The organism is Pedobacter sp. BG31, assembly GCF_042464845.1.
In the GTDB taxonomy this organism is placed as follows: domain Bacteria; phylum Bacteroidota; class Bacteroidia; order Sphingobacteriales; family Sphingobacteriaceae; genus Pedobacter; species Pedobacter suwonensis.
On the sequence record NZ_JBHNZK010000001.1, the window covers coordinates 615,770 to 630,872 of the forward strand.

The following is a 15,103-nucleotide window of genomic DNA, read 5'->3' on the forward strand; positions in this document are numbered from 1 at the left end:
AAAGTAGTTCAATATGAAAACGAAAATACAAAAATCAAAATATACGCTTTTGCTGATATTAGTTATTAGCATTATGAGTATATCAGGATGTAAGAAATTTTTGGATATCAATGCAAATCCAAATAACCCGGACACAGCGGAACCATCATTATTGCTTCCAACAGTGGAGGCCGCAATCGGGCAGATTGTTGGTAACAGTTTCCAGGTTTATGGAGGTATGTGGAGCCAGTACTGGACACAGAGTCCAAACAGTTCACAGTATAAAACAATTGATCAGTATAACTTAGCTAATACGGCATTTGACAGACCTTGGTTAACATTATATCGTAATGCATTAATTAACTGTAATCTGATTATCAACAGTAAAGGTTCAAGTTTGGAATACATGAAAGGTATGGCCTACATTCTTAAAGCATATTCTTACCAGCTTACCACTGATGCTTTTGGAGATGTGCCTTTATCTCAGGCTTTAAATCCTAGTCTTTATGGTTCACCAAAATATGATTCACAGGCGCTTGTATATGATAGTATCTTCAATTATATCGATAAAGGTATCGCTTTATTAAAGGTCTCATCAACCTCTCCAGGGGCGCAAGATATTATTTTTCAAGGAGATATTCCAAGTTGGCAGGCATTTGCAAATACGCTAAAGCTTAGAGCATATCTCAGAATTGTTAAAGCTGATCCAGCAAAAGCAGAAGCGGGAATAAAGGCATTATATGCTACTAATCCGACTTTTTTAGCTAAAGATGCAGCAATTAAATACTCTAGTATTGGTGGTAATGAAAACCCACTTTATAATGAAATGTTGGCCTTAGGTAAAGTTCAGAATTTGGTAGCCAGTTCTACTGCAGTAAACGCATTTGTGAGAAACTCCGACAAGAGGTTGCCAAAGTTTTATGATCTGGTTGATGGACAAACAGCTTTGAACTCTATAGTACAAGGGAGCTTTGCTGCGTCTGGTGTCGCTAAGGTTGTTTCTATCCCATCTACTTTAACTGGTGGTAATGCTGCAAACAGTAGCTCTGCAACCGCTCCTGTAAAATTGATTTCTGCATCTGAATCGGCATTTTTACAAGCAGAAGCAGTAGCTAGAACTTATGCAAACGGTACGGTTTCTAATTTATTAACTGCTGGGGTAAGAGCGAGTTTTGTTGCTACAGGATTGACAACTAACGATGCTGATGCATATTTTGCGACCGCGCCAGATGGTCAGGCTGCACTAAATGCGGCCACGACGTCTGAGGCTTTAGTGAAAGTAATTATCACCCAGAAATATTATGCAATGTGCGGAACGCAAGGATTTGAAGCTTGGTCAGAATACAGAAGAACAGGATACCCTGATTTTCTTATCACCTCTGTTGGCTCAAATATTGGTGCAGGTAGAACGCCATTAAGATTACTTTATTCAAATGCAGAGTCAACTTCAAACTTAAACTTCCCAGGGAACGTTTTAATTTATGTTCCAGTTTGGTGGGATAAATAAAATTGTGGTTTGAGATAATCGACATCAGTTTTTTACTAGTATTAGTTTCGGTTATATCTTATTACCACTAAAGATAAAATAGCAGTCAAATAATTGACTGCTATTTTTTTTAGATCTTAATTTAATCAACGTGAATTCGGTTTAAGCAAATTGTATTGATTGGCTCCCTTTCCCTAAAAAATATCAGTCAGAGTTCTGTGTAATTCTCTTATCATTTATTAACCCATCGAAAAACATATTTGGTCATCACGTTAAGCGTTGTTGGCCTGGCTTCAAACTAACCTTTTCTATTTGCTATATTATCAAAGTCGCTTAATCTGCTTTAGAATTGCAAAGCTATCTCGGCCTGATCGCTGAGTTATCTACCCATTAACTTATACTTGAGCGAAATATTATCTATTTCGTCAAGGTCTCTTTTGTTTAGACAAATTATAACTTCTTTGCTCGCTTGTATTGTGTCTATCCTTTTGATTAAAATTGAATTCAGAAGCAAATTGACATTGTTTACCTAAAATTACGAAGATCGCCCCGCGAAAAAAATAGACTGGTTTTAAACCAGTTCCATTTATCTTGATCATGTTATTCCAGCATTGTTTAACTAAAAACTATTTATATCGATTTAATTAGATCAAATTTCAACTAAAAAGTCAGTTTTTATCTTGATTAAGTCGATTTTTTTGCTTTATTGACTAATTTTTTTAGAAAAGCAAGATAATTGTTAAAAAATGTTAAAAAATATTTGGTGTTATTCGTAACTAACTATACATTAGCAGTAATTAAATCATTAACTAACCTATTTTCAAATTATGAAAAAACTTCTACAAAGTTTGTTCATTCTCGTGCTATGCGCATTTTCAGCATTTGCCCAAGAAAGAACAGTTACTGGTACAGTTACTGCACAGGAGGATAACCTTCCAATCCCTGGCGTAAGTGTAAAAATTAAAGGTACTCAATCGGGTACTGTTTCAGCTGCTAATGGTAAATTTTCCTTATTAGCACCCAATGGTTCAGTTCTAGTATTTACTTATGTTGGCTACAAACAAAAAGAAGTAACCGTAGGTTCTTCAGCTGTAGTTAATGTGACGTTAGAAAGTGATGCCAATCAATTGACAGAAGTTGTCGTACAAGGTGCTTATGGTACAAAAACGACGGCTAGGGCTACAACAGCAAATATTCAAACCATTAGCGGTGAAAAGCTCAATACTGTACGAGGAACAAATATCAACAATGCTTTAGCGGGTAAAGTTGCAGGTGTTCAGGTAAGGAGTCAATCCGCAGCGGCTTTGGGTAGAAATACTCAAGTAAGATTGCGTGGTGCAGGTGGTTTTGGTACAGGCAGTGGTGCGCTTTATGTTGTTGATGGAACAATTCTTCCTAATGCAGATGACGTGAACTTAGATGATATCGAGGATATTTCTGTTTTGCAAGGTCCTGCAGCAGCGGCATTGTTAGGTTCACAGGCTGCTGCCGGTGCAATTTTGATTACTACAAAAAAAGGTAAAAAAACAGAGGGCGCCGGTATCACCCTTAATTTGGGCGCAACATTTGAAAATGCCTATATTTTACCGAATTATCAAAATACTTATGCCGGTGGTAACTCTGCTGATCTTATCCAATATAATTGGAAATCCGGAGATCCTATAGAGTGGAAAGCCCTTGACGGTAAATATTATCATAATTACAGTGATGATTCAAGCTGGGGTCCTAAAATGGTAGGTCAAGAATATATTCCTTGGTACGCTTGGTATCCAGGTACTCAATATTCATACAAAACGGCTTCATTAACACCACAGCCAAATAATGCACGTGATTATTTTAACACAGGTATTGCCATAAATAACTCGGTGACTTTCGCCAATGCTGGGGATAAGTATAATTTTAAAATGACTTATGGAAACCAATATACTCAAGGTTTGGTACCTAATACAAATTTGAAGAAAAACACCTTAAACTTGGTTTTAAATTATGATCTTAACAAACACTTCACAGTCGGAGCAAATATTAACTACGTTAAAACCGCATTAGGGGGTGATATTGATGATGCTTATTCAAGTCAAAGTACAGGATCATTTAACCAATGGTTCCATAGAGATTTGGATATGGGCATTATGAAGGAGTTGAGAGGATTAACAGTGCCAGGATTGAATGGAACTAATATTTACGGTAGCTGGAACCATAATGACCCAACTTCGTTCAACGCAGCAGATCCGAAAGCCTTCTACGCAGGAAACTATTGGTATAATTTCTACACCTATTATGATTTATTGAATAAAAATAACCAGAGAGATAGGCTATATGGTAACGTATATTTAACTTATAAGGTTAACGATGATTTGAAATTTACAGGAACTTACCGTAAACAACAAAACACAACATTTACTGAAGACAAATACAGTACACGTTTAAATGATAGTGGTACGCAAACCACTGGTAATGATCCACAGGCTCGTGGTTATTATTATACTGCTAATACTTATTCAAACAGGGAAAACTATGAGTTGTTAGGTCAATACACTAAAAAGATTCAGGATTTTACTGTTGATGCAACTGTGGGTACAGATATTTTCAGAGCGGATTACAAAGATAATTCGGCGCAAACAGATAATGGCTTAGTGATTCCGGATTTATTTACTGTTCAAAACTCTGTTAATCAACCTATAATTGGAAATACAAGATATATAGAAAAATACAGAGCTGTTTTTGGTAAATTAACTTTAGGCTATAAAAACTACCTGTTTTTAGAAGGAACGCTTCGTAACGATTGGTTCTCAACTCTGCCAAAAACAAACAATAACGTATTGTCTAAATCAATTGGTGGTTCATTTGTGTTCAGTGACTTACTTCCTAAAGAAAGCTTTGGTTGGTTGTCGAATGGTAAATTAAGAGCTTCTTATGGTGAGATTCCTCAGGCCCTATCTGATCAGTCAGGTCGTTTTGGTGCGTATGTTTACCCTGGTTTTGCATATGGTGTAAATGCATTAAAATGGAATGGTAACTTATTAATGTCTACTCCTGACGCGCTTGTTGATCCTGACATCACTGGTGCAGTATCATCCAACTATGAGTTTGGTATTGATTTAGGCTTTATAAACAATAGGATTACCTTGGCTGCTACTTATTGGGATGCAACAGAGAAAAATTTTCCAAGATCTGTATCAATCAATCCAGCATCTGGTTTCAGTTCAATCTTTACCAATATCGGTCAAATCAACAAAAAAGGTTTAGAATTCCAATTAACCGGTCGCCCTTTTGTATCACCAAATTTTGCGTGGACAATATCTGGAACATATGCGAACTTATTGGATAATAAGGTAGTAGAGGTTAGTAAAAAATATGGTATTACCCGAATTTCAGGAGTTGATGCCGTTTGGGGTACAACTATGCCATATATGGTACATGAAGAAGGTAAGCAATGGGGACAGATTTTCGGAAATGGAAAGAAAAGAAATGCAGATGGAGTTCCATTGTTGGATGCTAATGGTCATTTTGTAAACGATCCAAACGTATTTTTTGGTAGTGTGCTTCCAAAACACACTGGTGGTTTGCAAAACTCATTTACCATATTCAAAGATTTCAATGTAAGTGCTAATATTGATTACCAATTTGGCGGAAAATTCGTTTCCTTATCAAATATGTGGGGTTCGTATAGTGGCTTAACAGCGCGAACTGCTGCCTTAAATGACAAAGGCGTTTCTGTACGTGATAACCCGGCAGATGGTGGCGGTGTTAGAGTAGATGGTGTTGATGCTACAACTGGTCAGCCAAAAACCTACTATTTAAGTGCAATTGATTACTATCAAGGTTTATATAATTCTAGAACATTTGATGATTATATCTATGATTTAACATTCATCAAATTACGCGAGGTATCAGTTGGATACAATATCCCAGTTAAGAAGCTAGGAATAAGTAAATATATCCAAAATGCAACTTTCTCGGTAATTGCGCGTAATCCTGTTTTAATTTATTCTAAAACAAAAGATTTCGATCCATCAGAAGTATCTGCTACAAGCGGTGAAACTGCTCAGTTGCCAGGTACAAGAGGATTTGGTTTTAACTTAAGAGTAGGATTCTAATCTAAAAAACAAAAGAAATTATTATGAAAAAGAGATTTATATATGCATCCTTAATAGGTTTGGTATTGGCCAGCTCAGTGGGATGTAAAAAAATAGAGGATTTTGGTGTAGCGAACGATAATCCCGCTGCAACTACAAATCCAAGGGTTGATGCCCTGTTAACCAACTCGATCGCAAGTTTAAGCGGTTATGCCTTTTATGTTACCGGAGGTTATTATTCACAGTACTTTTCGCAAAGTCAATATCCTGATGTGATGTTGTATGCCTTGGATCAGAGCGCATTTACAGGAGCCTATAGCGGCATACTATATGATTTGGAAAATATTCAACTGGTAAATACAAGCAACAATCAAAACCAGGTGGCCAAGATACTTCAACAATACGTATATTTTCAATTGACCAATCGTTGGGGAGACATCCCTTATAGCCAGGCATTAAAAGGAATCACTGTAAATGCACCAGCCTATGATACACAGGAAGCAATTTACAAAGGGATGTTAGCGACATTAACAACCGCAGCAACGTCTTTTAATTCTTCTGCGATATCAGGCGATATTATGTTCAATGGTGATGTTGCTGCCTGGAAAAGAGTAGCAAATTCCTTGAGATTAGTGATAAGCATTCAATTATCAAAAAAATACCCTGGGGCAAGTGATTATGCGGCTACACAATTTAAAGCAGCTTTAGCTGACGCTGGAGGTGTAATTACCTCTAATGCCCAGAACATGCAACTTACACCTGCTGCACCAAATTTCAGAAATGTGATTTGGGATGGTTATAATGGCCGTAAAGATTATGGAGAAAGTAAAACGATGACCGACTTAACAGCTAGTTTAGGCGATGCCAGACAAGCTGCGTTTGGAGGAGCTAGTGAACAATCAGGAAATGTAGCAACCTCAAATGTAGGGATTCCTTATGGGGGTGATAAATCATCAACCGAAAGTTTTACAAATAATAATCCTACCTGGGCACGTGTTCTGAGGGGCGATAAGCGTGATCAGGCTAGTCCAGTATTCTTCATAACTGCTTCACAAATTGCATTGATCAGAGCGGAAGCCGCTAATTTGGGTTGGACTACTGAAAATTTATCTGATTTGTATACTCAGGGTATAACTTTATCATACGAACAATGGGGTGTTGGGACACCATCTGCTGCATACTTTGCTAATGCTAATGTCGCTATCGGGGCTGTTGGAGCAGCTAACAATGTTAAAAATATATCTATACAACGTTATCTGGCAAGTTATCCTGATGGACAACAAGGCTGGAACATTTGGAGAAAAACAGGATTTCCTGCACTTACGCCAGCTGCTGCTGCTGTAAACTCTTCAAAACAGATACCAAGAAGAATAGCTTATTCTCCAACAGAGCAAACAACCAACAAAGCAAATAACGATGCAGCAATTGCTCGTTTATCTGGTGGTAACACCCAGGATGCCAGAATGTGGTGGGATCAATAATCGTTAACGTTAAATTAATTAAAATGAAAAATCATTTTTTAAAATATGCTGGGATTGCGTTATTGTTCGCCATAACAGCTGTATCTTGTAGGAAAGATGCATTTGAAGGAACCGAAACAGGAGATTCAGGCACTACCTATTTTAAAGTTTTGGAAGGTAGAGAGGTAAAGTTGTTCTTTTCTCCTTTTTCAGATATTAAAAAAGTTTCTATGTTCAGTATCCGTCGTGATGCTGCAAGTAATGCTGATCTGCAGCAGTCTGCGACTATAAAATTAGAGCAAAACGTCGGTATTATCACAAAGTATAACACAGACCATGCAGAAACATTTGAAGAATTACCCGCAGCCTATTATACTTTTGGAGGTGATGGCGGTTATGCTAAAACAACTACTGGCTATAATGTTAATTTCGCTTCAGGAGTATTCTCTCAGAATTTCAAATTAAATATAGATGGCTCCAAATGGACAGATTTGGGTAAAAAATATGCGCTTGCTTTTCGCGTAACAGACTGGGGCGGAATTAAAAAAACAGCCGCAACAAGTGATACAATAATGGTTTTTATTAGCATTAAGAATAAATGGGATGGCGTATATAGTGTAGCTGGTAGTATGGTTGATGTTACAAATGCTACCCTGGGCCACATCAATGAATACCTAACTTCTGCAAATAATACGGTTGGTGTTACGGCTCCGATGGAGTATGAGTTAAGAACATTGTCACCAACTAAATGCATTGTTTACGATAACCATTTCTTTGGAGGTAATTACGTTCCGATCCGTTCAGGTACAAGTTATAGTCAATATGGAAGTTTCGCTGTGACAGTGGAATTTGATCCTACAACTGATAAGATTGTGGCTGTAACCAATACCTATGGACAACCAGCATCTAACACACGTTCAGGTAGACTGGACCCATCAGGAGCGGTTAATGCTTATGACGCAGCAACAAAAACAATAACTATTAAGTACAATATGCTTCAGCCAAGTGTAGTAACCACCTCTCCATTTGTTAGGACAACTTGGGACGAAGTTTGGACTTATCTTCGTGCAAGACAATAATTAAAATTTTAAAAAAAAACCCGCATTATGCGGGTTTTTTTTATTGAAAATGTTAAATTTGATATGACTTGATCAAATAGGTTATGAAAAAAATCTTTTTTTTATTAGTTGCTACAATAGGATTTCTTACAGCTGAAGCCCAAGTGTACAGAAATGTAAATATGGGAGGCGATTACCAAACCATTCGTGCAAAAAGGACAGATGCCGATTTTGAAGGTTCGCCATACCTGTTTAGTGATTGGCAAAAAGCAGTAGTGCAATTCGGAGCAGGTATAGCGCCCTCATCTAGTGAAGTGAAATATGATTTGCTGGCTGATTTACTGGTGTTAAAAGGTAAAGATGGCGAAGAGTATGAATTTAAAGATCAACCTAAAGAATTTTTATTAACATCATTAAAAGAACTATATAAAAATGGTTTTGCCCCTGTTGATAAATTTACAGACAAAACCTTTTACCAGGTCATTTATGAGGGCAAGATTAAATTCCTAAAGAAAACAACCAAAACTATAATTGAAAGCAAGGGATATAATACGGCAACAATAACCCGAAAAATAGCTGATGATACACAATATTACATCGTTAAGGCCGATAATAAACCAATTAAAGTAAAGTATACTGAAAAATCGATTTTTGCTACACTGGGTAAGAGTGAAGAACTAGCCAGGTATTGTAAAGAAAACAAATTAAATATAAAGTCGCCTGATGGCATAATTAAGCTACTAAGTTATTACGATACACTTTAACGTGATACTGGTTCAATTAAAGTTGCTATTTGGGGAAACCATCACCTGCCGGAGCTAACTTTCCACTTCGTAAAACAGCCTTTATAAGCTGAAAATTTTCTGTAAAAACGTACTCAACAACCGCATATACCTTCTTCCTTAAAAATACAAGTATTCAATATTTTGTTGATAATTCTGGAAATCTAGTGTTCTTAACCGTGTTAAATTCCGACCGTAAAATTAAGTTCAGCTGAGTATTTCTCTAATCCGATTTTAATGTATTTGTATTTTTTTTGTTTATTTATATCATTGTTTTATAGGTGTTTAAATCTTAAATGTGTTTTTTTATGCGTTAAATAGATTTTTTCAGCGAGTACTTCGTCAACTAGTTAAAATAACCTTTTTTATTTTTTTTGTAAAATTTGCGCCACGTCCTCGTAAGTGTTATATTTAGTTATTAAACGGAAACTAAATTAACTTTATTAAGGATTAGGATGCTAGAGTTTGCTCACATTTTTATTATTGCAGCCGGAGCAATAAATCGAAATTGAACAACTAAGCGGACTTAGTTGACTATTCACGATATGATGGTTATCATATACATGGATTTCAAATACAGCATGTACATCCCTGTGTTGTACAAGTTAAATTGACCAACTAATTATTTATCAGTATTTCTTAATCCGAGATTTAATTAGTTTATGTAGGGAAAGATAACTATTTTTTTATTGTAAAATTTGCATTACAAAATACTAAATCATATCTTGTAATATCATTAACTAAACTTAACTTTTTTATGAAAAAACTTCTGCAAAGTTTGTTCATATTGCTTTGTATTGCCACCTCGGCAATAGCGCAAGAAAGAACAATCACTGGGACAGTTACGGGCAAGGTAGATGGGTTACCGCTTCCTGGCGTAAGTGTTAAAATCAAAGGTACATCAAGTGGAACCACAACTGGTGCTGACGGTAAATTTGCCATCAGGGTCGCGTCATCCGCGTCAACAATTGAATTCAGTTCTATAGGCTACGTAAGTCAATCTATTGCCATTGGTGGTCGGAATTCAATAAATATAAGCTTAGCATCAGATGAGCAATCGCTAACAGATGTTGTTGTTGTAGGGTATGGTACAGCTTCTAGAAAGGATGTAATTGGGAGTGTGGCCAAAGTAACCGGAGAATCACTTCAAAATATTCCGGCACCTTCTTTTGACAGGGCATTGGCTGGTAAGGCTACCGGTGTTCAGGTTATTACGCCGTCAGGTTTGCTGGGGCAAGCACCACAAGTAAGAATTCGCGGTATCAACTCTATTACTTCAGGCGCATCACCTTTATATGTGGTTGATGGAATACCTGTAATTAGTGGTGATGTAGGTGGATTCACATCGGTAAACGCATTGGCAGATATCAATTCCAACGATATTGAATCGATTGAAATTTTAAAGGATGGTGCTGCAACTGCTATCTATGGATCAAGAGCGGCAAATGGTGTTGTTTTGATTACTACCAAAAGAGGGAAATCAGGAACACAGTTTAACTACGATGGCTGGACCGCTATAGCTAATATATCCAGCCGTTTTGACTTGCTAAATGCAGATGAATTTATCACTATTGCCAATGAGCGCTTTACCAATGCCGGACAAAACCCACAGGCCAAACCCACTCCAGATGGTTCAGGGGGCTTTGTGGATACAGATTGGCAAGATGCAGTTTTCCAGCAATCGGTACAACAAAGTCATTCCGTATCTGCTTCCGGAGGTACAGATAAAACTAAATATTTTATGTCTCTTGGTTTTACAGATCAAAAAGGTGCAATTGTGTCAAACTCGTTAAGGAAATATAGTTTTAGGGCCAATTTAGATCAGAAAATTACAAACTTCTTAACCTTTGGTATCACGTCTGGTGTTACATATCAGAAGAACTTAGGTCCATTAGCCGGTTCAAATAACTTATCTGGAAATATTTTTGCCGCTACACGCATGCTTCCAAACGTTCCTGTTTATAGTGATACAGATATCACCGGCTATAACATCAGTACCGATAGAAGATCGCTTGGACCCGGAGCAAACTTGAGTCCTATTTCAGATAACATCCCAAATATTCGATTTGTATTGGATAATAACGTACGTCAATCTCAAACTATTCGTTTAATCGGATCTACATATTTGGAGGCTAAGATTATGGATGGGTTGAAATTTAAAACCCAGCTTGGTATAGATGGGTCGTATATCGAAGATTTCGTTTATACTGATCCTCGTCATGGCGATGGTTTCAGTAGTAATGGATCGATGTCTCAAGCCTATAGTCCGTTTTTCAGATGGAACTGGCAAAATATTTTATCATATACCAAATCTATTAATGGTGAGCATAATATAGATGTGACATTAGTATCAGAGCTTCAAAAACAAAGGTCATCGTTTTTCCAGGCAAATGTGTCGAATCTATTAAATATCTACTTTAATCAGAATATTACATCCGGAACATTTATTACACCAACAATATCGGGTGGTTTAACTTTGAACGGTATTGAATCATACTTAGGCAGGTTAAACTATAATTATAAAAATAAATATTATATCACTGGATCGATACGTAGAGATGCCTTATCTTCATTACCCATGGGAAATAGAGTAGGGTATTTTCCTGGGGTTGGTATTCAATACCGTATTAATCAGGAAGAATTCTTTAAAAATGCCGAAGGTTTAAGTTTCATTTCTGATCTAAGACTTAAGGCGTCTTTCGCTGAAGTAGGTAATACTGATATTGGTTCTTTCCCATACTTTGGTACTTACGGTGCCGCTCTTTATGGAAACCAGGGAGGGATCGGCTTTAATAATACTGGAAATCCATTGTTGAAATGGGAATCACAGAAAAAATATGATGTTGGTTTAGATGTTGGAGTATTGAGCAATCGTATTAATTTTGGGGTTAGCTATTGGAAGCAAGATACCAAAGATTTGATTTTAGCGGCTCCAACAGCACCTGTATTGGGTGTTCCCGGAAACTCAATCAGTAGAAATGTAGGTAGTATGACGAACAAAGGGTGGGAATTCTCTTTAAATGCAGACGTACTTCCGGCAGGCAAGGTGAAATGGAATACCACATTGAATTTCTCAATTCAAAATAATAAGGTTAAAGGGCTGGTTGATGGAAATGATATCGTAGGTGATTACAATTTAACCCGCGTTGGCGAATCAATCAGAACATTGTATGGTTATCAGTATGCTGGTGTAAATGCCGCAAATGGTAATCCTTTATATGTTAAAGCTGATGGTAGCTTAGTTCAAGGAAGAATTAGTAATACTACTTATTATAAATACGACCCAGCCAACCCTAATTATTTCTTTAATCCCGCACAACCTGTTAGTGCAACTAATCCTGATAACCGATCATCTTTAACTGCAAATGATAAAGTGATTTTGGGTAATTCGTTACCAAAATGGTTTGGTGGCTTTAATAATACCATTACTTATGGCGATTTTGATTTGAATGTGTTCTTAAGATTCCAGGGCGGAAACTATATTATGAATAGAACCAGACAGGATTTATTAAGCAATAACTTTGTAAACAATAGTGTTGAAGTTTTAGGCAGATGGCAGAGTGTGGAAAATCCTGGTGACGGGCAGATGCCTAGATTGTGGGCTGCCAGGGGGGGCTTTATCAACTTAGATAATAATGCAGTATCAAGATTTGTTGAAAAAGGTGACTTTTTAAGAATGGACAACTTAGCATTAGGTTATTCGCTGCCAAGTTCAATTTTATCAAAAGGAAGCATCAGAAAAGTAAGGGTTTATGCCTCTGCACAAAATTTATTTGTAATTACAGGCTATAAAGGACTTGATCCTGAAACCAATACTTCCGGTGCGGGTGTAGATTTTAATGGTAATCCTCAGTTGAGGACATTTACTTTTGGCTTAAACCTCGGTTTCTAATCGTTTATCAAAAAATCAAAGGAAATGAAAAGTATAATTAAAGAAATAAATATCCGTAGCATTGTAGCTGTTGTGATAATTGGACTTACACTTTCTGTAAGCTCATGCAAAAAGTTTACAGATTTAGTACCCAATAATAGTTTCGCTGAAGAAACAGCCTTTACGACAGCAGATCGGGTGGCTCAGGCGGTTAATGGTGTATATAGTGCGGCACAAGCCGGTGCTTATACTGATGGCACGAACCGGGGTTATCCATTTGGTGCTGCGAATACAGAACAACAAGATGCAAGAGGAGAAGATGTAATTGCCGTACCCTCTTTTTATTTAATTACCTATGAAACAACCAATGCTACAAACTCCCCAAATGGTACCGCCATGTGGGAAACACTCTATGCATTAATTAATAGAGCAAATGTCGTAATTGAAGGTGTTCAGGGAGCTCTTGCTAAAGGTGTAATTTCAGCAGATTTGGCTAAACAGTACGAGGGAGAGGCCCGTTTTTTAAGAGCGCTGGCCCATCATGAATTATTGATTCATTATGCACGTCCTTATGGACATACATCGGATGCAACCCATCCAGGTGTGCCTTATCGTATAACACCGGTAAATACACCTGAAAGGGTGGCGCAAAATATCAGCCAAGGTAGAAATACGGTTAAAGAGTGTTATGATAAAATTATCGAAGATCTGACCTATTCAGAAAATAGTCTTCCTCCAACTTATTCATCCGCGAATTTAAAAATTACCCATGCAACGAGAGGTGCTGCCATAGCGCTCAAAACCAGGGTGTACTTACATATGAATAATTGGGCCAAAGTAATCGAAGAGGGAAATAAAATTGTGCCTTTAACTGCACCATTTAAAAGTTCTATAGGCTCATACGAACTGGCTGGTTCTCCAGATGCACCATTTGCCCAGAATTATGGTACAAATGAGTCTGTATTTTCAATTGAAAATAATACCAACCGGAACTCAGGAACAAATGGTTCTATTTCTACGATGTATAGCAAAACTCCTGGTCGTGGTTTGATCGCAATCTCCCCTATTGTATGGAATGCAGCATTTTGGAAGCCAAATGACCTAAGGAGGAGTTTGTTGGCGGCTAGCGATGGCAGAGCATATTTTTCTAACAAATATCGCGATCCAGCTACGTTTACCGATGCCAATCCCATTATTCGATATTCTGAAGTTTTGTTAAACCTGGCAGAAGCATTAGCCAGAACGAATAGTCTTGATTTGAGGGCTTTAGCATTGCTGAATGCAGTACGCAACCGTGCGGTAACTACAGTAGCAGATCAATATACTATTGCAAATTTTATAACTCCGAATAGCTTAATACAGGCTATTTTAGATGAAAGAAGGATCGAATTTCTGGCTGAAGGGCATCGTTGGGGAGATATACACAGGTTGGCTACTGATCCGGTTTTCGCTACTGGCGGCATCCCTGCAAAAGTCTCATTTGCCAATACAACATTTGCTTCCTGGAATTCATCTACGCCATATGCAGGTGCAAGATCAGTGGCAGCAATCCCATATGCAGATTATAGATTTGTTTGGCCTATTCCGCTTTCTGAAACAACCAATAATCCTACTTTAAAGGCACAGCAAAACCCTACTTGGTAGATAACATTGTTAACAGGAGCCTTTAACAGGGCTCCTTTATTTTTATGGTTATGAAATTAAACTTTAAGATTGTAAGCGCTATTTTATTTTTTTCGCTTTTCGCGGCAAAAAGTCTGAGTGCACAATATCAATTTGTGGCTGATGAAAAAGGGAGAGTGCTCACTGATAAAAGATATGAAAATGTAGAGGGTAGTGCTTACTTATTCCCGGATTGGAAGACAGGTGAAGTAATTACCAATGATAATAAATTGGTACAGAACCTTTCTTTAAAGTATGACCAGGTTACAGACAACCTGCTTTTTCAAGCCAATGGTGCTAGCTATGAATTTATCCCTAAAGTGGCATCTTTTGTTATTAAATCTGGAGGGATAAGCCGAAAATTTATCTATTTAACTCAAGAAACAGGAGCCTCGGCTAAGGGTTATTTTGAAGTTTTAGTTGACGGAAAATTCAAATTATTTAAGAAAACCAAAAAAACAGTTCTGGAAGCCAAAGGGTACAATTCCGCTAACGTAAATAAGGTTATTGATGAAAATAAAAAATATTATTATGCAGAAAACGGAAAGTTTAAGGAGCTTAAGATCAATAAAAAGGCAATAGAAAATACTTTTGCTGCTTATAAGCCTGAAATTGATGCCTATCTGGCTGCGAATAAAAGCTTGAAAGACGAGGCGGGTGTCATTTCATTTTTTCAATTTTTGAATCGTTAAGAAGCTTAATAAATTGGTTTGAGTAGACCATCAATAG

The 15,103-nt window shown here is 37.2% G+C and carries 8 protein-coding genes; all 8 read left to right on the forward strand.

Features of this window, described 5'->3' with window-relative positions; genetic code table 11:
* Positions 1-13: 13 nt before the first annotated feature.
* A complete protein-coding gene (locus tag ACFE6N_RS02785) occupies positions 14-1,486 on the forward strand; it encodes a SusD/RagB family nutrient-binding outer membrane lipoprotein (protein ID WP_378933618.1) in 1,473 nt (490 codons plus the stop codon).
* 806 nt (positions 1,487-2,292) lie between these two features.
* The gene (locus tag ACFE6N_RS02790; protein WP_378933621.1) at positions 2,293-5,562 is read left to right on the forward strand and encodes a SusC/RagA family TonB-linked outer membrane protein; all 3,270 of its coding nucleotides are present in this window, start codon (positions 2,293-2,295) and stop codon (positions 5,560-5,562) included.
* Positions 5,563-5,585: 23 nt separating this feature from the next.
* Positions 5,586-7,022: a SusD/RagB family nutrient-binding outer membrane lipoprotein gene (locus ACFE6N_RS02795; RefSeq protein ID WP_378933624.1), complete on the forward strand. Its 1,437-nt coding sequence runs from the start codon at positions 5,586-5,588 to the stop codon at positions 7,020-7,022.
* A gap of 23 nt (positions 7,023-7,045) precedes the next feature.
* Positions 7,046-8,080, forward strand: coding sequence for a DUF1735 domain-containing protein (locus ACFE6N_RS02800; RefSeq protein ID WP_378933627.1), 1,035 nt, complete (start codon positions 7,046-7,048; stop codon positions 8,078-8,080).
* A gap of 83 nt (positions 8,081-8,163) precedes the next feature.
* On the forward strand, positions 8,164-8,823 hold the full coding sequence (locus ACFE6N_RS02805; RefSeq protein ID WP_378933630.1) for a hypothetical protein: 660 nt from the start codon (positions 8,164-8,166) through the stop codon (positions 8,821-8,823).
* Positions 8,824-9,598: 775 nt separating this feature from the next.
* Entirely contained in the window at positions 9,599-12,733 is a 3,135-nt protein-coding gene (locus ACFE6N_RS02810; RefSeq protein ID WP_378933632.1) for a SusC/RagA family TonB-linked outer membrane protein, read from the forward strand.
* Between the two features lie 24 nt (positions 12,734-12,757).
* Positions 12,758-14,356: a RagB/SusD family nutrient uptake outer membrane protein gene (locus ACFE6N_RS02815; protein ID WP_378933634.1), complete on the forward strand. Its 1,599-nt coding sequence runs from the start codon at positions 12,758-12,760 to the stop codon at positions 14,354-14,356.
* A 50-nt stretch (positions 14,357-14,406) separates the two neighbouring features.
* On the forward strand, positions 14,407-15,066 hold the full coding sequence (locus ACFE6N_RS02820) for a hypothetical protein (protein WP_378933637.1): 660 nt from the start codon (positions 14,407-14,409) through the stop codon (positions 15,064-15,066).
* The last annotated feature ends 37 nt before the right edge of the window (positions 15,067-15,103 follow it).

What these genes read in the sequence shown, in the direction of transcription:
- ACFE6N_RS02785 (WP_378933618.1), top strand. Translation starts at nt 14, where the DNA reads ATGAAAACGAAAATACAAAAATCAAAATATACGCTTTTGCTGATATTA.
- ACFE6N_RS02790 (WP_378933621.1), top strand. Translation starts at nt 2,293, where the DNA reads ATGAAAAAACTTCTACAAAGTTTGTTCATTCTCGTGCTATGCGCATTT.
- ACFE6N_RS02795 (WP_378933624.1), top strand. Translation starts at nt 5,586, where the DNA reads ATGAAAAAGAGATTTATATATGCATCCTTAATAGGTTTGGTATTGGCC.
- ACFE6N_RS02800 (WP_378933627.1), top strand. Translation starts at nt 7,046, where the DNA reads ATGAAAAATCATTTTTTAAAATATGCTGGGATTGCGTTATTGTTCGCC.
- ACFE6N_RS02805 (WP_378933630.1), top strand. Translation starts at nt 8,164, where the DNA reads ATGAAAAAAATCTTTTTTTTATTAGTTGCTACAATAGGATTTCTTACA.
- ACFE6N_RS02810 (WP_378933632.1), top strand. Translation starts at nt 9,599, where the DNA reads ATGAAAAAACTTCTGCAAAGTTTGTTCATATTGCTTTGTATTGCCACC.
- ACFE6N_RS02815 (WP_378933634.1), top strand. Translation starts at nt 12,758, where the DNA reads ATGAAAAGTATAATTAAAGAAATAAATATCCGTAGCATTGTAGCTGTT.
- ACFE6N_RS02820 (WP_378933637.1), top strand. Translation starts at nt 14,407, where the DNA reads ATGAAATTAAACTTTAAGATTGTAAGCGCTATTTTATTTTTTTCGCTT.